A 23594-nucleotide genomic window follows, 5' to 3' on the forward strand; every position below is an offset into this window, starting at 1 on the left:
GGAAAACATAATGTAGCTGATTACTAATAATAAAGTTTATAAGCACTTATTTCCCCCTTACTTCATTTTCTATAGACAAAATTTGTGAAAATATACCTTGCTCGATTTTTGTTTCTAATACTATACTCTTTTCCTTTGCAATCATTTGTTCTAGATTACTCAATCCCATACCACGATTATCACCTTTAGTGGAGAAGCCTTCTTGTTTTAACTTAAACAGTTTAGGAATGTCTTCCGAGCAAGTATTTGCGGTAACAATCATGATTTTTTCCTCACTCTTGAATACTGCAACACGAACAAAGCCATCCTTCATCTTTGCTGCTGCCTCAATTGCATTATCTAAGATAATTCCTAAAGAACGAATTAGCATAATGGTATCTGTATTAATTTCCTCTATCATTTCATTTACTTCTATTTCTGTGTTGATTCCCATTTCTTGAGATACAGTCAACTTACTGGCCAGTAAACTTTTCACTTCGCTGGCATTTATCCGACTTAATTGAGATAACTTGAAATTATTCTTTTCCATCACCTGAGAAGCCTTTTTTATTTTAGAATAAAAATAAGTGTTCAGTCCCTTAAGATCCTCAGCGGTGATATAGTCTTCTAGTGATAACAAAATATTTTGATAATCATGACGAAAACGTCGCATCTCAGTATAGTTTGTTTCTAATTTATCTGTGTATTCTTTTAAATAGTACAATTCTTTTTGTTTTTCTTTAGCTTCATACTCTTTTTGAAATGAATACATCAGTATTAAAAATACTGAAGCGGAAATCAAACCATATCCAATAATGAAAAAGGCATTTGCCTGATCCATCGAAGTTTTATGACCTGCAAATCGTTCAATCGCAATGATGATAAAGTAAGTCATAAAGGTTAGCATTGCAAAAATTGCTCCTGACCATCTCATTTTTTCTGTGATATTGAACTTCATCGAGATATTGGAATAGACATATTTAATTCCTACTGCAGATAAAAAATAAGCTATTGATCCAATTGTAACATATAGCAATATTCCCATATCCATAATATCGAAAAAATTGTATATCAAACTTTCAATAATATAGCTAACAAATATATAAAGAAGAATTGACAATGAGGGTAATAAAATAGCTATGTTAAGTTTTTTTGTAAAGTAAAAAACTAGGAAAACTGCACTCAACCAAACAAAACCAGTTGCGAATAAATTAATCCAACCATAGAGGAATGAACAAATAACTGATAGTGTAACGGATAATATCAGATATTTATTTCTGTTTTTTATATTCCCAAATATAGATATTACTAAAAAAATAAAAATATCTTGCAGGAAAGCATAGTGGACCTGATTACTAATAATAAAGTTTATAAGCACTTATTTACCCCTTACTTCATTTTCTATAGACAAAATTTGTGAAAATATACCTTGCTCGATTTTTGTTTCTAATACTATGATTATAATCCTAACGGGCGTTCATCAAAAACATTACTCAAAATAAAAAGTCATATGTATTAGCAAAACAACTATCTAAATAAAACTACTCAAAAATTTATTCACGGCAAATAATCAGCGACAAAAAACTCAATTATCTTGAACAAATAATTAGTTTTTATAATCTCATGTACTTTAATTGTATCATAGGATAGAAATCATGTCATCCTGAATAATTCCTCTCTTTCACCTATTTTTCAGAAGTTATCAAATACAAGAAATCAATGAGGAGAATCGTTTAATTAGTATTCTTGTTATCTAATCATCCATTTTGAGCAAACTTTCCAGCTCAAATCCAGTATTCATTTTAGAATAAATTGAACAAACGACAAAAAGTTCTTTCCCTGCAAATGTTACCATCTTATATCGTCCCGAAGATGCTGGTATATGATAATGGCCATGAATAGCACCAATTATATTGTACTCCTCAAATAGCTTTTCAATTTTCGGTTCTGAGCAATTATACTTTTTATTATAAGCTTTGCTATTGGATGAAAGCATACTTAGTTCATTGAACAATGGCGCATGGGAAACAATTATGGTCGGCATATCGTATTCATTGTTTAGTAGTTGGCTCAATGCCTTAAAGATAAATTTTTGTAATGCTTTTTTTCGTCTCACTAATACAACCGGGATTGTTAGTCCGATATAGCGGATACCGTTATGAATAGCACTATTATTATTTAACACATACATTTTGGGAAACCATTTTTCAATTTCAACTTTTACAGTTTCATAATAAATATGATCTCCTATAGGTAACTTGGACCAAAACTCATCTGGATTTTGTATAAGGTCTTTAAACCATCTATTTTTGAAAAACGGTTGCCATTTCTCCCATGCTTCATTTTCTATATTCTGATCTTTTGGCAATACATTTGCTAAGTCATGATTGCCTATAACATAAAGCCCCTTAATTGCTTCGTTGACAACATGAGAGCCGGAAATATCGCCCGCTAAGATATTAAAATTGTCATTCGTAAATGCAAGTTCTCCATCAATTGTATGAATGTCGGAAACAACATTTATTAAATGGTTATTTTCTGTTGGAAGGACATTTTCAAAATAGTGTTCTAGTTCTCTTGGATCTACACTATGAGCCACGTATTTTTTCCGAACTTCAGACAGTTCTTTGCCAAATTCTGATCGTAAAAGCAACCTATTATTTGGCGATACAGTTTGTTTAGTGGTAACGATCGCTTTTTCTAGCGTTTCTTTGACGTCTTGAGGTAGTAAAGTTAAGGCTGGTTGAATATCCGATCCTAATGTTAAGTATCGATCTGATACAAAACCTTCTTGGTTCTGTATTTTTAATAGTTGAACACTTTTCCCATCAGTCATTATAGGGAAAGCTTGAGTCAGCAGAACGACAAAATGCAGATATTCTGAAACATAACCTGATATCCCTGTTTTTACATTTTCGCTAAATAAAAATTTCCCTGCCAGATTAGCAGAAAGAGCGCCTGTTTCATCATGTTGCAGTAAACGTCCTAGAATTTGAATCTCGAATAAGGGATTTTCGAATATCGCATTATAGGCTTGAATCACTTCAGAAGAATGCTCGTCCACCTTTTTGTTCGTTACCTGGAAAATGCTTAACTTAAGATAGGTTTCTAGATTTGCTTTATGGGATTCGATATATTGACGAGCTGCTTTTGGATAGAGTAAATACTGAATTGCTGCACGTTGTATGTAGTTTCTAGCTGTGTCATACGGAATAGCCGAATAAACAAGCTCGCCTCTTGATGATATATTCAGCGAGTTCTCTTTTATATTATAGGTTAATTGGAAGTAATCATTTTTAAATACGGTTTTATTGACTGGTCGCCGCTTATTTTCTGGGTACAAATCAAGGCGAGTTACAAGTTCTGGTGGTAACCCTATTTCATTTATTTCGGGTGATAACGTCTTTTGTTTTTCAACTAATAAAGACTTTTTGTGTTTACTTGATGTCATTTTCAACCTCTTTCTCCTAATTTAGTAAATTCAGTTGAACGATGTTACTACATTTATATAGATTATGCAATGTGCTAAATAAGCGATACATATAGCATGCAAATACTTCAAATTTATCATTTGCTTATCAAACAATGTAAATGAAATTAGAAAAATCAAACTCCCTATGCACTTCGTTACTCCAAAACTTCTATTGGAATGTTTATAGATAAAACGGCGTTCTTTTTCTTTTCATTTGATAATAAAAAAAGAAGTCCTTTATCTCCTCATTGTCCATGACTATTAGGATAATAAGATAAAAACAAAAAGTAATGTAAACAAAACATTCATACCTATCGTGATATTTATTTCCATATAGTTTCCCTCCTTGATAAATAAAAACACGTTATAAGTCAAACTAGTTCCTATAAAAAAGAGAACGCCATTAAAGACAATTACTCTAATTGTATTATGCGTCATTGAACAAATCAAATCTTTTTTGAAATATGTAGTATTTTCCACCCTGTCTTCTATATGCCATGTATAGAAATCAAAAAACTGAGCAAGTCCTTATTTTGAACATCACTCAACTTAAAAAATTAATTACAGTACATTCTATCCTAAAGGACTTTCTAATTCTTCAAATCCTCTACAAAATTTTTTCTGAATAAACGATGCGACATCACCCTTAAACTTAAACTTGAAAATAGTATGGGAAGGAGTAAAAATAAACTACTAATTCCAAAAGACTGATTTATTTTCATTGTGCTGTCACTATAAATCATATAGACTTTTACTTATTCTATCAATAAATTACCGAAGATTACACCTAACGTACACCCAATTACACTACTTAAATTTTGTTCTAATAAAAATATCTTTTTAACATTTTTATTAGACATTCCAGTTTACTGAGAATAACCAAATTTCTTTTATTCTCATAAAAAGAAAAATACCATTAGTTAACAGAATAACAAAACTAACGATAAAAGGTAATATACAAACATATTGTATCATATATATCAGACGAAGAAGATACTCATTTGGTGATCTAGTGATTGGTACAGATAAATAAAATGATCTGGTTTGTCCCTCAAGGCTACTTGGAGAAGAGACTCAATAAGCGATCGACCTACATGCCACTTCTGTCTTCTCTAGATATGACAGGAAATAGCATGTAGGTCGATCACTTTTTTATTTTCATTCTGTTTGGTGGTGACGATAGCCCTTCATGGATGTGGATTTCGGCCTCTTTTTTATTACAGTTGATTACTAATTTTTTCAATGTTTTTTAAAACGATTGATACTGTTCCATCAGGATTGTTAACAAATTCTATCAAATCACCATTTCGGTAAACTTCTATTGGAACGATCAATTCGATACCATTACTCATTTTCAATTTTTGTTTGCCAAATTTTTTCTCTGAAATTTCTCTGGCTTCACGAACAGGTGGCGTTTTATCAACAAATTTTGATTCATTGACTTCATCTTGATAGGCCATCCGTGCAGAAATATTTTCTTTAAACACTAATTCAGCAACTTGCTCATTATCAATCGTTCCAGTTTCTTCAATACTTTCATAAACAGCTTCTTTAACAGATGCAATCAATTCAAATTCATCTTCATTAAATTTTTTACCAATCCGTTTCACTGCTTTTTTGATTTCTTTCATATTTTCTTCTATAGAAGGAGCCGGTTCTGACTCGATCACTTTCTCTGAAAAATACCAGACTTTTTCACCAGAAAACTCGTAGCGTTTCTCTAGAAGCTCGTAAGCTAAATTGTCCAAATTCACCGTGATACCTTCATCAGGTTTTTGCGATTTCGAAGGTAAAATTGCTCGGTTAATGATTAATTTATTGTAAACTGCTTCATCTTCATAATCCACGTAATGAGTATAGCTTTCTTTGTAATTTAATTTGATCATCGCTAAATGCATCACCGTATCAAGTTCATATAAAATAAACAAGATATCCGCACTTGGTGCATCTTCACTACCAGAATAAACATCATACCAATGCTGAGCTAATTGCTGACTTTTTTGAATAAAGTCACTAGGAATCCCCCGCATTTTATCAACAAATGAACTTTCTTCTGCCAAAATTCCTGTTTTCGTTTGAGCAGTTGAAAGTTTTGTTATTTTGCTCGTTAGATAAACACGAATATACTCTGTCGTTAAATCTAATTCCTTCGCTGAAAACACTGGAGTCCCAGTTTCACGATCAATAATGTGTAAAATTGCACTTTTCAAATAGATATCCATCTGTCATTCTCCCTTTTCTTAAGCCTTATTTAGTCTACCCGAAAGAATGAAAAAAGCCAACTATTTTCATTAGAAAAGCGAAATGAGCTGTTCTGACTGAAAAATAAGAAATCTTCATTATTACAAAAAAAGCAAGGCAATGATTTCTTGCCTCACTTTAATAACAAAAGATCTCTATGACTCTTTGAAAAACTTGTCTTTATAAATTTTCTTCCACAAACAATTCACCAGTCGCTTCATCAACAGGATCAAGTTTGTTGAAAATACCCTTTGTTCTGAAAATATAAGTTAAGATGAATGGCACAACAACAGCAATCACCATTGCGCCAAAAAATGCCAGATAATACTGCGGAACGATAGATAAAATACCTGGCAACCCACCTACACCAATACTGATCGCTTTCACATCAAACAATGTTGAAAATAATCCAGCACATGCAGAGCCAATCATTCCTGCAATAAATGGATACACGTACTTTAAATTGATCCCAAACATCGCAGGCTCTGTTACGCCTAGATAACAAGAAATCATCGCAGGAATTGAAACTTGCTCCTCTTCCTTATTCCCTCTATGCATAAAGACAACCGCCAAAACAGCAGATCCTTGAGCGATATTAGATAATGCGATCATTGGCCATAAATTAGTTGATTGAAAATCAGCGATTAATTGCAAATCAATTGCATTAGTCATATGATGCAGTCCTGTAATAACTAAAGGTGCGTACATAAAACCAAAAATAGACCCAAATAACCAATTAAACGAAGAAGTCAATCCAGCATTTACAATATCCGAAATCCAGCTTCCGATAGCCCAACCAATTGGACCTAGGATCACATTAGCAGCTATCACAGTTGGAACTAAAGCAAACAGTGGAACAAAAATCATCGAAACAGCTTGCGGGATAACTTTTCTGAAAAATATTTCTAGATAAGCTAGTAAAAATCCTGCTAACATCGCTGGAATTACTTGAGCTTGATACCCAATCATATCCACCTGAGCGAAGCCGAAATCCCAAAAGGGAATGTCTGCTGCTGCTGTACTTGCAACAGAATAAGCATTTAATAATTGCGGTGATACTAATGTAATCCCTAACACAATCCCTAGAATTTGTGTTGTACCCATTTTTTTCGTAATACTCCATGTGATTCCTACTGGTAAGAATTGGAAAATCGCTTCACCAATGAGCCATAAAAATGAGTTCACACCGCTCCAAAATTGAGATACGTCAACAATCTTCTGCCCATCCAAAAAACTGAATGGAATCCCTTCCAAAACATTACGAAAACCTAGAATTAATCCACCAATTACTAAAGCTGGAATCAGCGGTGTAAATATTTCTGCTAAAACTGAAATTGCTCGTTGTACCGGATTAAGATTCTGTTTTGCAGCTGCTTTCCCTTGCTCTTTGGAAACGCCTTCAAGCCCTGAAATAGCAGAAAACTCATTATAAAATTGCGACACCTCATTGCCAATAATCACTTGGAATTGACCAGCATTTGTAAAGGTTCCTTTTACAGACGGAATCTTCTCAATTGCTGAAGTATTCGCCTTATTTGAATCATTTAAAACAAATCGCATCCGCGTGGCACAATGTGAAACAGCCGCGATGTTCTCTTTCCCCCCCACATCTTCTAACAATTTCTTGGCATCCTCTTGAAATTTACCCATTTCCCTTTGCTCCTCTCTGTAACTTGTATATACAATTTAGCTTTATTTGTATAATACTTTATTATTTTCTTTTTTACAAGCGTTTTCTTTTTTGAATAAAAAAAGCTGTACAATAAACTGATAACAGGTCGGAGTTTATAAATTGAAATGCCTAGTTAAGAATATTATCATCAAAAAAAAAAAGATAAACACTTAAGTTCATTATCTTTCTTTTTTTAACTTTATTCTTTTATTTATTATCGCCTATTTCAAAAAAATCCCACCCTCTAATGAAGGTGGGAAAAGGAGTTTTACTCTAAAGAGTAAAATGAAAAAATAAAAAGGGTTGTTGTTGGTATAATTGTATATTACTCGGCATTGAATAATTTTGCAAATAATATACTCTATTTTATATAGATATTTATTTGGTTTCTATATCAACGATAACTGGAGTCGCTCCATCTCTTGAAACTGCTGACATAGTTGAACAGAATTTCAACGCAAGGGTAACTTCTTTTAATCACCAATACTACAAGCGTTGTCCCTGAAGTAACGGTTCTAGTTCACATTAATCTTCTAAATGTGAGTCTTTGGAATTCCTTAAAGTTTTTACTTTTTTTATAAAAAATACCCTGCTATCAGTCCGTACATCAGAGGTTAGTAGATTCTAAATTTCTTTATACTCAAAATTGACTAGCTTCCACAATCTATTTTCTTATCTTTTTTTTAGTTTATTAAGAATTTTCTCCTCGTTATCTTGTAAATTTTTTATATCGTTTTTGTATTTTTCTGTATGTCCATTTGTAATATCCTCTTGAAAATTCTTTTCTCCACTTCGAGCTTCTTTTTCCATAAATTCAATTAGATAATTCAACCTTTGGATTAAATACGGAACTACCAAAGGATACTCACTTTTGTGAAGTCCATAAGCTTCCAAAAAAAGCTTCAATCTTACATGCATATCCTCAGTAAGCTCTGTTGTATTATCAAAATATAGTGGAACCCACCTATATGCTCCATAAACTACATCCCATAGTCTAGTTCCAGGCATTAAAGTATCAAAATCAATTATTCCATTTGCTAAACCATCTACTGTCGGGACATTATAAGGAGCAAAGTCACTATGACACATTACCTCATGGGGCATATCATATGTTAACATCCATTCTTCTTGACCACTCAAGAATTTCAAAAAACCAGCGCCTTTATCATGAAAATCTTTTAGTAATCTCCCAGCAGATATGATCGATTTATTAGTTAAAAGTTTAGATGGTAGTGGATAATCATAAACCTCTCCTGATACATAAGAAAGCAATTCATTTCCATCCTGATCAAAACCTAAGGGCTCAGGTACATATTTAACATTATTAAATCTTAAATATCCTAAGAACTTTTGGACATTAACAGACCAAACTTTTTGTGGTCGTATAACTTTTTCATCCTCTATTCTTATTTCTAACCGTCCCATTTTCTTTTGTTCCATAGCATTATCCCTCCTACATAAAGAAAGTGCTTCCTGAAAATTATTATCAAACTTATACTTTAAAATTGCATGTTTGTCGAAGATTACCATTGTACTTTTCCCTTTTTGATGCCCTGTAAAACTTGAAGCACTCATCTTTGTATGAACTAAACTATTTACTTTATTGGTTATTCTATTCCTTTTGTTATCATGTAACCTAAACAACTACTTTTTAGCGCTAGTGTAGATCTTTTTGCTAGCCTCCAGCCTAGCAGGAGTTTTTTCGTTTCCCACGTTTTTACGAGTTCAACTGAGTCTAAGGACAACATAAAAAAAACGATCTAATAATTATTAGATCGTTTCGAAAGTTTTAATTAGTTTTTAACGATGTTTGTAGCTTGTGGTCCACGTTGGCCTTCTTCAATATCGAATGATACGCTTTGACCTTCATCTAAAGATTTGAATCCGTCACCTTGGATTGCTGAAAAGTGTGCGAATAAATCTGTTCCGTTATCTTGAGTAATAAAACCAAAACCTTTGTCTGCGTTAAACCATTTCACTGTACCTGTATTCATAAATGTGTTCCTCCTAGTGCTTTTAGCACGATTAATTTTGCAATACCTTTGTGATAAAAAAAGAGGATTTAAAACACCCTTACGAATGAAATGACCTATTAATTTAAATTACAATTATACTACATTTATTATTATACGATCTTATGAATTGAAAGTATACATTTATATTTAATTATGAGAAAATTCTAATCTATCCGTCTAAATCAATATTAAAAGCCCACCTCAAATGAAGTGGGCTAAGGATAGTTATTTGTTAAGGTATTGATTTTTCAGACCTGCTTAGTTTACTACATAAAGTCGGTTCATGCAAATATATTTTTCAAATCCTATCTTTTAGTATAATAAATGCGGTCTAATGCAATCGTTGTTAACAAAAATGCTTTTTGGTCTTGGGCATCATCTATCTCAATATGATATTCATCTCCGCCTAAAGTCAATTTTCTTTTGTCAATATCACAAATAATTTTATCTTGTAATGTAAACTGATGGCTACCTGTCATCCCGAAACCTAATTTTATCTCTCCAATAGGTGAATCAATAATAAATTTATAACTGAAGATATTTAATGAACGAGCCATTGACACTATAGTATTTCCATCAACTGAAATATGATATTTTTTAAAATTATAACTTAAAACCGAGCCAATAATACTTAAAAAATTTACATTCGTCTCACATCTCGCCAATGTTTGATCATTTAAATCCGTAATTTCAAATTTTTCTCTTCCTAAAAAACTACCTTTTACCTTGTATATTGGATTTCCCGATCCATCTAAAATTTCATAGTTTGGTTTTAATGCAACTAATTTTTGTTTGATGATATATTTCATAATAAAACTCCTTTTTATTTTTCACTCTTTTTTCAAAATAACTGTCTATTATTCTGACAACCCATTTTATTTTTCGTTACTTATTTCTTTGATGGTAGCGCGATTTCAAGCGTGTTAAGTACTCTATATTCATCGTCATATACTTCCAAAATGATTGGTGTTTCTTCACTCAAAAGCTTAAAAGCTTCGTAATACAACATCTCCTCGTCAGGTTCTAAACTATCTCTATTAATTGCTTTGGGATTAAGTTTGTCCTGATCTCCTAAAATCGTATTTTTCAGATAGTCGTCCTTTTGTTTAATGAAAAAATAAGTTCTAAATGGTGATGTAGAAGCGTATTTCTTTTTATTTTTAAAGTTATAGTAAACAACCAAGCTGAGATCATCAAAAGCATCCCGCAAGATGTCTGTATCAGTAATTTCAACTTTATATTGATCTGTTTCAATTTTGTCATTTGCAAGCACACTTTCATTTTCAAACGCTAATATTTCTAATTTTTTTGCTTTGATATCCAACAAATCTACCCGTTCATTTTTATAACTAGTATAAAGATAACCTATCGGTGTTCCTGTAATTCGAAGGATATCACCATTTTTCGGCCACGCATTTTTCTTTATATCAGATAGGTTTAAATACATAGGTGTACTGCGATTTCTCATCAAAAATATGGACACATACCACTGTCCATTTAAAGTGTCATCCTTTGATTCAATTTGCCTAGGTTCACCATCTATTTTAGCAACAAAACTAATATCTTGATTAAATTGAGTAGAGTGTTTAACCTTTTTTGGTAGATTAGCATTATTTGACAATTCATCGTATAGCTCTTCCTTTTCTTTTGATGAAGCTTCGGATGAACTTGAATCCAAAATTTTGCCCGAAACATGAGTTTTGGATTCTAAATTCTTCCTATCAATCGTTGAACATGCACTTATACTCCCAATCCCAATCAAAAAGATTACCCACAATACCTCTTTGCTTTTCACGTTCTCCCTCCTTTTTATTTCGACATAGATAAATTGATCGCTCTTTCCAAACCTACACTATGTAGTTATGTTATCATGCACTTTTCTATTTTGTCAATAGTCATGTTATAATTGGGTGTTAGCAGTAACAGATACTTAAATAACCTTTACTAAGAGGGGAACTTTCTTTAAAAGATGTTTTACAAAAAAAGGAGGAGCTATATGGCGCTGAAAATATCTGACTCAGAATTAGAAATACTACGAGTGATTTGGGCACACGATGGACGCATGATGTTTTCTGAGGTTGTTGAAGAACTACATGCAAAAGATTTTAAATGGAAAAATAACACTATTTTGACATTTTTAGCTCGTTTAACTGAAAAAAAAGTGTTGAAAGTTCAAAAAAAGGGCAGACGAAATGAATATATTGCACTTTTAACGGAAAAAGACTATGTAGAGCAAGAAACAAAAGAATTCGTGGGGAAAGTGTATGAGGGAGAAGTCAAAGGGTTGATTGCTACATTGGTAGAAAATAAATTGATTTCAAACAAAGAAATAGAAGATTTAAGAAAATATTGGGAAAAAAATATAGAATGATCACTGAAAAACTATTGAACTCACTTATTTCCCTCAGTATTTCAGGTTCAATTTTATTTGGCTTATGGATTCTTTTTAGATTGTTTTTGAAGAAAAAGGTTTCTAGATATTCTCAATATTATTTATTATTGATCGTACTTTTACGTTTCATTCTTCCTTTTTCTCCAAACCAAAGTCTAGTTGGTATGATTTTTTCTTCAATCGAATCATCACGTTTCTATGAAATACTTTATGGATCTATCATTAGAAGGAATCCCTCGGTTATAATTGGAGATAACGTCATTTTCAAGGATAACATCATTATGGGGAGTCAGGATCAACCTTTGGCACCTTATATTTTATATTTTTGGCTAGCTATTGCTTTTTGTCTGTTGATACATAAAATCACCAAGTATCAGAGTTTTACTAAATATATCAAATCAGATTGGCGACCAGTTGATAATCCAGAAATTCTAAACGTTTTAAGTGAGATTTGTGAAGATAAACATATTAAAAAGCCCATCGATATGTATACGACACCATTAATCTCTTCTCCTTTACTACTAGGTATTACAAAAAATTATATTGTGTTACCTAATGAAAATTTAACTAAAGAGCAGCTCCATAGTATTTTGTCCCATGAGATTACACATTATAAAAATATGGACATCTATTACAAATGGTTCATGCAGCTCATTATTTGTATCCATTGGTTTAATCCGATCGTTTATGTTATCGGAAAAGTCATGAATCTAGAATGCGAATATGCTTGTGACGAAGCTGCTACTCGTCATTTTACGAAAGAAGAATATTATCAATATGGAGCTACACTGATTGAAATGGCCAAACACCCTGGAAACTACAAAGAAAAAATAGGATCGGTCACACTTTATGAAAATACTAGCGAAATCAAAAATCGCTTAGAATCGATGCTACTCGCTCAGAAAAGTAAAAAAAAACTGCGTTCAATTGCTTTTTTATCGATCGCTGGACTGATTGTTATTGGCTTTAATTTAGGTGCGTATACGACAAGACCCTCTGTCGAAAATAAATTAGAAGAACAAACAACAGATACTACTTCTGATGAAAAAGAAACAACAAATAGTAAACCACTAGGTAGACATTTTTCTTAGAACAGTTTGCTTTTCTGACATCCTTTATGCAATTACTAAAACTAGACTCATCAAAAAAACACATGGCAAACTCTCAATAATGCCACTGACCAAAACTCGTTTCTGCTATATAGTGCAAGATTTGATTTTCTCATCCTAGATAAAATTATCACACTAAAAAAAGGCCGAGACAAAAATGTTTAGCTCCGAGAAATAAGAGGGAATTCACGAAAATTTCTTTTCAAATTTTTGTGACCAAGTAGGTACTATTCTACATCAGCTCGTACCTCGCTGTGTTTCACAGCAATTTCAGCTTATTTCCGAAGCCTTCAAAACTTAGTGCTTTAGCACTTAGAATTTGATGTGATCGGAGCGAAGCGTAGTCGCTGCTTTTTTCTCGCCGTTTATTCGGATATAGAGACACTTTAGTAGTTTGTTCATACAGGCTACGGTCGCAACCTTATCCTTCTTGGGTAGAGGTTGCGTTTTTAATTTGTAATAGTAATCGACAATGTGATTCGAAGCGGCGAATATCTCCAATTTCACCAATGAGTAAAGCGGCAGACACTTCCCCAATGCCTGGAACACTTTGGTAAAGATCAAACTCCGACAATGGTTTGGTTTGTTCAATAAGCTGCTTAGACAAGGTTTCCTTTGTTTGAATAAGCTCTTTTAACTGGCGGGCATAATCCTGAACCTTCTGTACCTGAATGCTCGTTTTTGTGGTCGTTGGACAGGAATCAGAAGCCAATGAAAGGAGCTGTTGCGCCTTTTCTAACGCTTTTTTATCAGAGAGTCGTTTGTCTGTGCTTTTTTTTAAGATATTTTTCATCTGTGTTTGACTCAATCCAGCTAAGCATTCTGGATGAGGAAACAGTTCAATAAGGTTTAGCGATAGTTTTGATAAGCGGCTCGAAAAAAGGCTTTCTAGTTCTGGAAAACTAAGCTGAAGAGCCGTGTGTAAGTACATTCTTAGTCGCTTGATTTCGGCTTCTACCTCTTGATAAAAACGAGCTAAATCATGGGCTTCTTCATAAATAACTGGTTGGTGTTGTTTGATCTTCCGTTCATATTGAACGTGAGTTTGTGCCAGACGATGAGCGTCTTGCTTATCTGTTTTAAGAACACGCAACCCACTAGCAAGCTGTTTTTTTGCTTCTAAGGGATTCAATAGACAATAGGGTAAATGATTGTTTTGGCAAAAAGTTTCAATTACTCTTGAGTAAACGCCTGTGGATTCAAAGACGATACTGGGTGTTTCGGGTAACTGTTGGATTTCTTGAAGCAATTAGTCAAAACCAGATCTGGTATGAGCAATCTCTCCCTCGGATAGGCAAAGCTCATCCTCATAGAGCACTTTATAACTTTTCCCCATAGAAACATCCAATGCAAGTACATAAGCCATATTTTCATCTTCTTTCTTTTTTTGAAAAGTTCTTCACTGTTTCATTTCGTTCCTAATTTCCTTTACACGAGCTCGAAGCCCCAACATACTTAAACCAGATTTTAAAATGACAGTGAAGGAGACCGTCTTTTTGTAGGGACTCGAAGTCCATGAGCGTGTGGTCGATCTTCCTTTCACCCCTTACTATAACCCTAAAAATAGGAAAATAGAGAGTAAACTTATCCGTCGATGAGCTTACTCTCTAATCTTAGTATGTTTTTGTCAACTCATGTTAGTGAAACAAATCCAAGGAATTTAATCGAAGAAGCTGAAAAAGCTCCTTACTGAAGCATAAAGAAATTCTGAATTTAAAATTATAAAAATTACGAAACTAACTCGTAGGTATTGATCATATGCTAAAAGGGCAAGCATAATACATCTAAAATAACGTTTTGACACATCACTTTCCATTAAATCTATATCTAATACAATAATTCTATCCCGTATTTTTTTAGTATTTTCAATTCAGCCTCCTTAAGGGAGCTATCTGTTAATAAGTAATCTATATCTGAACAATCTAAGCTTTGATGCAAAAATTTATGATTAATCTTATCATTCGTCACCATCAGTACAACTTTTTTAGCTCGTTTTCGAAAAGCTTGCTTAATTAACGCTTCACCTTCTGTTGACTCAGTTGCTCCAACACTGAAATCAAAGCCTCTACAAGAAACAAAAGCTAAATCCGCGTTATAAGTTAGTGCATCATTAAACGCTTTAGAACCATTAATTGTAAATCGTTTAGGTACAATAGAACCACCCAATATATTTACACTAGCTGTCGTATATTCAGATAATAAACTAGCTGTTACAACCCCATTTGTAACAACTTGTAACCCTTCAAATTTATGTAAATAATGAACAAGATGTAGTGCTGTACTACTGGAATCTATAAAAAGCACACAATCATCACTGATTAGGTTTTTAGCAATTTCTGCCATAATACTTTTTTCTTTCTCATCATTAAATTTATCCATTTTCATTAAGTACGGAATATCAACTTTATGACGATCAATAATCATTGCTCCACCGCGTGTCCTCCTAATTAAGCCTTTCTTTTCTAGTTCAATCAAGTCTCTCTTAATCGTTGCTCCACTATAATTTAATAAATCTACTAAATCAATCGTCTTCATAAAGCTTTCAGATTTCAAGTAATTGACAATTTTCGTTTGTCTTTCTTCTTGGGCTGACATGACCATGTCTATTCATCCTTTCAATCACTTTATAGGTTGCCTCTGATCCCACCGTTTATATGAATTTCAAGTGACTGGTACTCACAGAGTTATGTCCCAGTCACTTGAATTATTTATAGTTAATACAAATTTGCTTTACCGACAGTATTCAAGACATTCAATTTATGACGAACGACTTCTTTCACTTTTTTGTTTGGCTCTATATATACTTGATTAGGCTCATACATTTCACTGTTTTCAGAGAGTACTGCTCTAGTTGTTTCAAAAAAAACACTCTTTAAATCCGAAGATAAATTAACTTTGCTTACACCGAATTTTATAGATTCACTTACTTCTGAATCAGGATTTCCTGATCCACCATGTAACACAAAAGGAATCGTTATTCGCTGATTCAATTCTTTTAATAAACTAATATTTAATTTAGGCGTAACATTTTTTGGATATAATCCGTGAGCTGTTCCGATTGCTACAGCAAGTGTATCAATACCTGTTTTCTCAACAAAATCAACTGCTTGATCTGGATCCGTATAGATAATCTTTTCTGCTCCCCCTTCAGCAGAGTTATTGTTGCCAATTGTTCCTAATTCGGCCTCAACAGATACACCAACTTTATGCGCCAATTCCACTACTTTTTTAGTAATAGCTATGTTTTCTTCATAGCTAACGAGTGAAGCATCAATCATTACTGAAGTATAGCCATTTCGAATAGCCCGCATCACATCATAAATTGTTCCTCCATGATCTAAATGAATCACAACAGGTACTTTACTTCTTAACGCATACTCTCTCAATGTCGCTACAAAATTATCGCCTAAATACGCAATCTCATCTGGATGAATTTCTAAGATAACTGGTGCTTCCTGTTCTTCTACTTCTTCCATAATCGCTTTTAACATATCAAAACTACAAATGTTAAATGCCGGTACAGCAAATTTATTTTCTTTTGCAACCGTTAGTAAATCTTTCATTGTATAAAGCATATAAACAATCTCCTTCTAGTCATTATTTTCTTTTATTGTTTTTTTTAGTACACCAACCGTAACTGCTGTAACAATTGTTCCAGCAACTATCGCTAAAAGATACATTGGTAAATTATTAAGAACATTTGGGATAAACATCACCCAGATTCCTCCATGAGGAGCCATTGAAGTTACACCTGCTCCCATAGAAATTGCTGCTGCAACTGCTGAGCCTGCCATCAAGCTAGGAATTACTCGAATAGGATCGGCTACCGCAAAAGGTATTGCACCTTCAGTGATATAAGAAGCACCTAAAACCCAACAAGACTTACCAGATGTTCTTTCTTCCTCAGAGAACTTATTTTTAAATAATAAAGTTGCCAAAGCTAACCCAAGCGGTGGTGTCATCCCGGCAGCCATACATGCTGCTATTGGCGCATTGACTCCAGCCGACATTAAACCGATTGAAAAAGTAGAAATAGATTTATTGATAGGTCCACCCATATCCGCAGCCATCATTATGCCAATTAATAGCCCAAACAGCACTCCAGAAGTTTCACCTAAACCGTTTAAGAACTCTGTTAGACTATTTAAAAGCCAAGAAATTGGTGTATCAATCAGAAAGATCATCGCAAATCCAACAATTGTAACTGAAACCAAGGGAACAATAATTAACTGATAAATTGCAGCAATTGATTTTTTGACATTCATCTTATTTGCCAATAGATCAGTCACATATCCTGCAAGAATTCCGCCAATCATTCCCCCTAAAAATCCTGATCCACCAGAAACAGCTAGTGTTCCTGCAATCAATCCAGGAGCAAAACCAGCCTTTCCAGCTACTGAAGAAGATATCCCTGCAGCTAAAGCTGGAACCATTAAAGCAAAAGCTGTTCCTCCTCCTATTTTGGATAATGCTCCTGCGATAACATTATATTTATCACTGTCAGGATTAGATGCTTCGATACCAAAAGCAAAACTTAACGCAATTAATATTCCTCCCGCAATCACAAACGGCAGCATGTAATTCACACCACTCATAAAATGGTTATATAGATTTTTTTTATTTTTAGATTCTTCTTTTTGAGAAGTTCCTTCCATAATAAAAGTTCCTCTACTATCAATTGCATCTGCTATAACCATTTCGGTATTCCTTATTGCTTCTGACGTAGAAACTTGCTTAATCTTTTTACCACGGAAACGAGACATATCTACTTCTCGGTCAATAGCCAATATAATAACATCTGCGTCTTTAATTTCCTTATCTGTAAGAATATTCTCCGTTTTCGCCCCTTGCGTTTCAAATTTTGCTTGATATCCTTTATTTTCAGCTGTTTTCTGTAATTTTTCAGCAGACATATACGTATGAGCGATACCAGTAGGGCAAGAAGTTACACCAACTATTTTCATTACTTCATCCTCCTGTATTTTCTAATATACTTTGAAGCTCAGCTTTAGTTGTCACATTCTTGATATTTTTTTTAAATGTGTTATCCATTAATTTTCTGGATAAAGAACTAAGTATATCTAAATGAATATCGTTTGCTTTTTCCGGAATAGCTAGCATAAATACACATTCAATCAATGTATCATCTAGTGCATGATAATCTTCCATGCTACCTGTATGAGCAAAAGCAATTGTTGCTTCTTTCACATATTGACTTTTTGCATGTGGAATCCCAAAACCATCTTCTATCCCAGTTTCAGTTTCTTGCTCACGTTTTTCTAAATCTTCAATAAATTTCATTTTATCTGTAATATAACCACTAGCCAATAGTAATTCAGCAAGTGTTTCAAAAAGAACTTTTTTGGTCGTAATACGAGAATCAAATAGAACATTTCGAGAATCCATCATAGATAAGATATTCATTTCATTACCTCCTTATTATCAATTAAGAAAGCGCTCACTTAACTTGAGTACATCATAGCACCACGACCTATTCAGTTCAATATAATGCACGAATATTTGTAAATAAATCATTTTTTATTAATATAAAGCTTAAATATGATCTAAATCGCTCATGAATTTCATCAATGGATTGGGTAATCTCATCATTATTATAAATAGTTTGAAAATCACTCTTGACCTATCTAAGAACATTACAGCCTTTTTCAGTTTCTTTATTAGGAGAAAAAAATTCATTTATCCAGGAATTTGATGGACATTTAGTGTTCTTTTCATTTAAAAATTTTAATTTTTCTAGTATATATGAAAAACAATAGTATTGGTGGTTAGATAAAGCTCGCCAAAAGAATGTCTCTGCCTCTTTTGTTTATTGTGTGTTGAAACAGTTTTATGAACCGAAAAAAATTAATCGTTTGATCTTGTTTGAAGTCCTCTACTTTGATGAATTCAAACCGGTCAAGCAGATTGTTTCTTCTGCGATTTTTATCATGATGGATAAGCAATACAGAGACAAAAAATATCGACACTTAAAGAAAGACTAGAAACAGCTTCAAAAAAATAAAGCCAAGTTCAATTTTGAGAACCGTTGTTGGCACGCTTCTTTCCGTGACTATTTAACCGAAACAAAAAAAGCGTAGACATATTTCCTTCTACGCTTCAAATATAAAATTTTTGGTAACTTATGTTCATCTGTGATAATCGCTATGATGCAAAAAAATATTTAATGAAGAAATTTGATGATTCTTAAAAACTAAAAACGGCTAATAACAGTATGTTTTTAGTTTTCAAATGCCTATTTCTTCCCTTCATCCTCGTCCATTTTCAAAACAGCCATGAAGGCTTCTTGTGGCACTTCCACAGATCCAACTTGTTTCATCCGTTTCTTACCATCTTTTTGTTTCTCTAACAATTTACGTTTACGTGAGATATCTCCACCATAACACTTAGCTAATACGTTTTTACGTAAAGCTTTGATTGTTGAACGGGCAGTGATTTTTTGACCAATTGCAGCTTGAATCGGCACTTCGAATTGTTGTCTGGGAATTAGTTTTTTCAGTTTCTCAACAATCACTTTTCCACGCTCAAAAGCAAAATCTTTATGCACAATAAAGCTTAAAGCATCGACTTTTTCTGAGTTCAATAGAATATCCATTTTAGATAGATTGCTCTTACGATAACCGATCATTTCATAATCTAATGAGGCGTACCCTTTTGTTCCTGATTTTAGGCGGTCAAAGAAATCATAAACAATTTCTGATAACGGCATGTCATAAATGACATTTACTCGATATTCATCCAAGTAGTCCATTGTCACAAATTCACCACGTTTACGTTGAGAGATTTCCATAACAGCACCAACATATTCATTAGGTACCATAATTGTCGCTTTGACGTATGGTTCTTCAACAAAATCAACCGTGCTTTGATCTGGAAATTCTGCCGGATTATCGACTACGATTTTTGTACCATCTGTCTTTGTTACATGATAAATTACGGATGGCGCCGTTGTGATCAAATCAAGGTTAAATTCTCTTTCTAAACGTTCTTGAATAACATCCATATGCAATAAACCTAAGAATCCACATCGATAACCAAAACCAAGGGCTTGAGAAGATTCAGCTTCAAACTGCAAAGCAGCATCATTTAATTGTAATTTTTCCAAAGCTTCACGCAATTCAACATAGCGAGAATTATCAATTGGGTACAATCCACAATAAACCATCGGATTCATTTTACGATAGCCTGCTAGTGCTTCTTTGGCAGGATTATTTGCTAAAGTCACAGTGTCCCCAACTTGAGTATCACGAACTGTTTTTATTGCGGCTGTAATGTAGCCAACATCACCGACCATTAAGAAATCACGGCTAATTGGTTTCGGTGAAAAAATACCAACTTCTGTAACTTCAAATGTTTTATTGTTATTCATCATCATAATCTTATCACCAGGTTTCACAACACCGTCCATAATTCGGACATTTAAAATAACCCCACGATAGCTATCATAAACTGAATCAAAAATCAATGCTTTCAAAGGTGCATCAAGATCCCCAGTTGGTGCTGGGACTAGATCGACGATTTGTTCTAAAATGTCTTCAATCCCAATCCCTGCTTTAGCACTTGCTAAGACAGCATCACTGGCATCGATTCCAATCACATCTTCGATTTCTGTACGAACGCGTTCCGGATCAGCTGCTGGTAAATCGATCTTATTGATCACTGGAATAATTTCCAAATCATTATCTAACGCTAAATAAACATTCGCTAATGTTTGCGCTTCGATTCCTTGAGCAGCGTCCACAACTAAAATAGCTCCTTCACAAGCTGCTAAACTTCGTGATACTTCATACGTAAAATCGACATGTCCTGGCGTGTCGATCAAATGAAAAATATACTCTTCACCATCTTTTGCTGTATACGTTAATTCAACCGCATTCAGCTTGATCGTAATCCCACGTTCACGCTCTAAATCCATCGCATCCAGTAATTGATCTTGCATTTCACGATCTGACACAGTTTCTGTTTTTTGTAGAATTCGGTCAGCGAGTGTTGATTTCCCGTGGTCAATATGAGCAATAATGGAAAAGTTACGAATTTTTTCTTGTCTTTGCTTCATTTCATTTATATTCATTAATAGTCCTCATTTCTTTTATGAAAAGCTGAATGAGCTTGTGATTTTGTTGGATCAAATCGCACTGGCTCATCGCTCAGATCATTTTCAATCAGCACTTCCCATTATAGCAAGATTTCCATCAGAATTAAAGAACTTTCCCAGGTTTCCCTATTACGCTTGTCAAACGATTGATAACCTATACAAACACAATGTCAACTTCTTTTAATAGCACATTATTCATTGGCTGTATCTTTTCTCGCTTAATTGTCTCATAAATAATCTGGGCACTCTATTTTGCTCTTCCTAATGGACTAGAAAAAAATGCCATTGTTTCATCGTCTACGTTTCTTAGCTTTTGACTTAGCAACCGTCCATTCTCTTTCACTTGTTGTTTTCCATGTATGATTAATGGCGAATCTAAAAACCCTTGATAGATTCCCATTTGGTTAAATTCGGTTTCTCCGTGCCTAAGTAAATAATTTTTTTGTTCATTTATACACCTCCTAAAAAAGGGTATCACACTATTTTCCAACTAAAAATCCCTCTTTACCATTTCTTAGTAAGTAATGCTCTATTTATTCCCCTTTTTTTGATATACTGAAGGTAGAAAAATTAATTGGAGATGGAAAAATGGACCAAAAAGAGTTCAGAGATAATTTAGAATTAAAAGCAGTAGATAAAAAATACGTGGATCAGTTCAATGAATTATTGAGCTATGTCTTCCAATTTACGGAAGCGGATTTAGAGGAAAGCGGCTATGAAAGTAAAAAAGAGTTAATCAAATCAAAACAACCAATTTTAGAACAATCAAAAGTATTTGGCTGGTTCCATGAGGATCAATTGATCTCACAAATTGCGATTTATCCTTGTGAAGTAAATATTCACGGGAAGCTCTTTAAAATGGGTGGAATCACAGGTGTTGGAACTTATCCGGAATATGCCAATCATGGTTTGATGCAAGATTTGATTCATCTAGCCCTAAAAAATATGCGGAAAGATCAACAATGGATTTCCTATCTTTATCCTTATAGCATTCCTTACTATCGCCGAAAAGGTTGGGAAATTATGTCAGATAAATTGTCTTTCAAGATTCGTGATACCCAATTACCTAAACAAGTTTCGGTTCCTGGGATGGTCGAACGTGTAGGTGTAGATCATGAAGATGTCTTTATTGTGTATGCAAAATTTGCCCGTCAAAATCATGGCGCCTTGATTCGTAGTGAATTTAATTGGGAAGAATATTGGCGCTTTGAAAATGAAGACGAACGAACTGCTGCTGTTTATTATGGCGCAAATCAAGAACCTTTAGGTGTGCTATTTTACTGGGTAGCTGAAGATGTGTTTCATATTAAAGAAATGTTCTATATCAACCAAGAAGCGCGCAATGCGCTGTGGAATTTTATTTCAGCTCATTTTTCAATGATCGATTGGGTTGAAGGAGATATTTATAAAAATGAACCACTCGCCTTTTTACTAGATGATAGCCAAATTAAAGAGACGATTGAACCTTATTACATGGCTAGAATCGTCGATGTTAAAGAAATGCTACTGGCTTATCCATATGCTAGCACCGCAAAACCATTTCATTTTGTAGTAAGCGATCCTGTTGCAGAATGGAATAATGGCGTATTTAGTTTATTATGGGATGAAGATGATCAAGTTTCTGTAACAAATGAGCCATTAGGCCAGTCTGTGCACATCGATATTCAAACTTTGACTTGTTTATTGATGAATTATCGCCGTCCGACTTATCTACATCGAATCGAACGTTTAGATACAGATAAGGAAACCTTAAATTCATTAGAACGGATTTTTCCAGATCAAGAAGCATACTTTAGCGATTATTTTTGATTTATATGACAAATGAACGCTTAAAGAAGGATGATTTTATGAATGACTTTCTAGTTATTCCAACTTTACTGAGCAAAACAACAAATATGCAATTATCATTTGCCGAAATAGAAGCAAACATGACTCATAGTCATAAGCTACCTGAACTAGCCAAAACGTACAGTGCTTGGTGGACGAAAAAAGAACATTCTTTTTCAAGTGCTTGGGCTGCCTATGGTTATCAAGTTGATAAAATCGATTTAGTGAATCAACTCGTCTTTTTCTCAAAAAAATGAAACGACAAAACTAACTTAGAGGTGAAATGATGAATATATATTTTGCAGGACCGATGTTTGCCAAAGCAGACTTACTTTATAATGAATATTTAGTGAAAGAAATTCGTGCATTAGATGATTCAATTGAGGTTTATTTACCACAAGAAAATGGTGCGATAAATGATAAAACAGCTTATGCCGATAGTAAGATGATTGCACTAGCCGATACTGAAAAAGTACTTGAAAGTGATTTGCTTGTAGCCGTTTTAGATGGTATTACGATCGATGCCGGTGTGGCTTCTGAAATCGGTGTAGCTTACGCTAAAAATATTCCGATGATTGGTCTATACACTGATACTCGCCAACAAGGAGCGGATAATCAAAAAAAAATAGCTGCTTTAGGCAATACTGGTGAAAATCAATTTCATTATCTAAATTTGTATACTGTGGGTTTGGTCAAATTGAATGGCTCTGTTGTTAGTGATGAGCAAGTATTTTTAGATTTAATCAAAGAAAAGTTAAATAAATAAGCATATCG

19 protein-coding genes and 2 pseudogenes are annotated in these 23594 nt (G+C 33.7%); 5 read left to right on the plus strand and 16 right to left on the minus strand.

Going from position 1 to position 23594, the window contains the following annotated elements:
- Window positions 1-46: 46 nt before the first annotated feature.
- The 9 genes and pseudogenes from AC4BBR_RS10625 to AC4BBR_RS10665 form a co-directional block, all read right to left on the minus strand.
- A complete protein-coding gene (locus AC4BBR_RS10625) occupies window positions 47-1015 on the minus strand; it encodes a sensor histidine kinase (RefSeq protein WP_490459518.1) in 969 nt (322 codons plus the stop codon).
- A gap of 717 nt (window positions 1016-1732) precedes the next feature.
- Window positions 1733-3430: a metallophosphoesterase gene (locus AC4BBR_RS10630; RefSeq protein WP_490459519.1), complete on the minus strand. Its 1698-nt coding sequence runs from the start codon at window positions 3428-3430 to the stop codon at window positions 1733-1735.
- Between the two features lie 1238 nt (window positions 3431-4668).
- Window positions 4669-5673 (minus strand): nucleoid-associated protein, encoded by a 1005-nt coding sequence (locus tag AC4BBR_RS10635; protein ID WP_490459520.1) that lies wholly within the window; start codon window positions 5671-5673, stop codon window positions 4669-4671.
- Window positions 5674-5872: 199 nt separating this feature from the next.
- Window positions 5873-7342, minus strand: a complete 1470-nt coding sequence (gene treP / locus AC4BBR_RS10640; RefSeq protein ID WP_490459521.1) for a PTS system trehalose-specific EIIBC component — start codon at window positions 7340-7342, stop codon at window positions 5873-5875.
- Between the two features lie 694 nt (window positions 7343-8036).
- Window positions 8037-8804, minus strand: coding sequence for an aminoglycoside phosphotransferase family protein (locus AC4BBR_RS10645; protein WP_490462108.1), 768 nt, complete (start codon window positions 8802-8804; stop codon window positions 8037-8039).
- A 42-nt stretch (window positions 8805-8846) separates the two neighbouring features.
- Window positions 8847-8942, minus strand: a pseudogene (locus tag AC4BBR_RS10650) (IS200/IS605 family transposase); the annotation flags it as partial.
- A 215-nt stretch (window positions 8943-9157) separates the two neighbouring features.
- Window positions 9158-9358, minus strand: coding sequence for a cold-shock protein (locus tag AC4BBR_RS10655; RefSeq protein WP_010772775.1), 201 nt, complete (start codon window positions 9356-9358; stop codon window positions 9158-9160).
- 326 nt (window positions 9359-9684) lie between these two features.
- A complete protein-coding gene (locus AC4BBR_RS10660) occupies window positions 9685-10188 on the minus strand; it encodes an LURP-one-related/scramblase family protein (RefSeq protein WP_490459522.1) in 504 nt (167 codons plus the stop codon).
- A gap of 80 nt (window positions 10189-10268) precedes the next feature.
- Window positions 10269-11174, minus strand: a complete 906-nt coding sequence (locus tag AC4BBR_RS10665) for a DUF5067 domain-containing protein (RefSeq protein ID WP_490459523.1) — start codon at window positions 11172-11174, stop codon at window positions 10269-10271.
- Between the two features lie 201 nt (window positions 11175-11375).
- Here AC4BBR_RS10665 and AC4BBR_RS10670 point away from each other — a divergent pair, with 201 nt between their 5' ends.
- Both AC4BBR_RS10670 and AC4BBR_RS10675 read left to right on the plus strand, forming a co-directional pair.
- Window positions 11376-11750, plus strand: coding sequence for a BlaI/MecI/CopY family transcriptional regulator (locus AC4BBR_RS10670; protein ID WP_490459524.1), 375 nt, complete (start codon window positions 11376-11378; stop codon window positions 11748-11750).
- Window positions 11747-12862, plus strand: a complete 1116-nt coding sequence (locus AC4BBR_RS10675) for a M56 family metallopeptidase (RefSeq protein WP_490459525.1) — start codon at window positions 11747-11749, stop codon at window positions 12860-12862. Before AC4BBR_RS10670 ends, AC4BBR_RS10675 begins: the two co-directional genes overlap by 4 nt.
- A gap of 330 nt (window positions 12863-13192) precedes the next feature.
- On the opposite strand, the pseudogene AC4BBR_RS10680 reads toward AC4BBR_RS10675, so the two are convergent.
- From AC4BBR_RS10680 to AC4BBR_RS10710, 7 genes and pseudogenes are all read right to left on the minus strand, one after another.
- Window positions 13193-14246 (minus strand): annotated as a pseudogene (locus tag AC4BBR_RS10680) (IS110 family transposase).
- A 461-nt stretch (window positions 14247-14707) separates the two neighbouring features.
- Entirely contained in the window at window positions 14708-15481 is a 774-nt protein-coding gene (locus AC4BBR_RS10685; protein ID WP_490459526.1) for a DeoR/GlpR family DNA-binding transcription regulator, read from the minus strand.
- A 113-nt stretch (window positions 15482-15594) separates the two neighbouring features.
- On the minus strand, window positions 15595-16455 hold the full coding sequence (locus AC4BBR_RS10690) for a ketose-bisphosphate aldolase (RefSeq protein ID WP_490459527.1): 861 nt from the start codon (window positions 16453-16455) through the stop codon (window positions 15595-15597).
- A 15-nt stretch (window positions 16456-16470) separates the two neighbouring features.
- Entirely contained in the window at window positions 16471-17844 is a 1374-nt protein-coding gene (locus AC4BBR_RS10695) for a PTS fructose transporter subunit IIC (RefSeq protein WP_490459528.1), read from the minus strand.
- A 4-nt stretch (window positions 17845-17848) separates the two neighbouring features.
- Window positions 17849-18304, minus strand: a complete 456-nt coding sequence (locus AC4BBR_RS10700) for a PTS sugar transporter subunit IIA (protein WP_490459529.1) — start codon at window positions 18302-18304, stop codon at window positions 17849-17851.
- Between the two features lie 829 nt (window positions 18305-19133).
- Window positions 19134-20969 carry a translation elongation factor 4 gene (gene lepA, locus AC4BBR_RS10705; RefSeq protein ID WP_490459530.1) on the minus strand — a complete coding sequence of 612 codons (1836 nt, stop codon included), beginning with the start codon at window positions 20967-20969 and terminating at the stop codon, window positions 19134-19136.
- Between the two features lie 271 nt (window positions 20970-21240).
- On the minus strand, window positions 21241-21483 hold the full coding sequence (locus tag AC4BBR_RS10710; RefSeq protein WP_490459531.1) for a phosphoglycerate mutase family protein: 243 nt from the start codon (window positions 21481-21483) through the stop codon (window positions 21241-21243).
- 98 nt (window positions 21484-21581) lie between these two features.
- Between AC4BBR_RS10710 and AC4BBR_RS10715 the strand changes: the two genes are divergently transcribed.
- Genes AC4BBR_RS10715 through AC4BBR_RS10725 form a run of 3 tightly spaced genes read left to right on the plus strand, consistent with a single transcriptional unit; the run spans window position 21582 to window position 23586 of the window.
- Complete coding sequence (locus AC4BBR_RS10715; RefSeq protein ID WP_490459532.1) at window positions 21582-22802, plus strand: GNAT family N-acetyltransferase; 1221 nt, start codon at window positions 21582-21584, stop codon at window positions 22800-22802.
- A 38-nt stretch (window positions 22803-22840) separates the two neighbouring features.
- Window positions 22841-23077 carry a DUF7662 domain-containing protein gene (locus AC4BBR_RS10720; RefSeq protein WP_490459533.1) on the plus strand — a complete coding sequence of 79 codons (237 nt, stop codon included), beginning with the start codon at window positions 22841-22843 and terminating at the stop codon, window positions 23075-23077.
- A 29-nt stretch (window positions 23078-23106) separates the two neighbouring features.
- On the plus strand, window positions 23107-23586 hold the full coding sequence (locus AC4BBR_RS10725) for a nucleoside 2-deoxyribosyltransferase (RefSeq protein WP_490459534.1): 480 nt from the start codon (window positions 23107-23109) through the stop codon (window positions 23584-23586).
- The last annotated feature ends 8 nt before the right edge of the window (window positions 23587-23594 follow it).

The organism is Enterococcus sp. AMC1251, assembly GCF_058216535.1.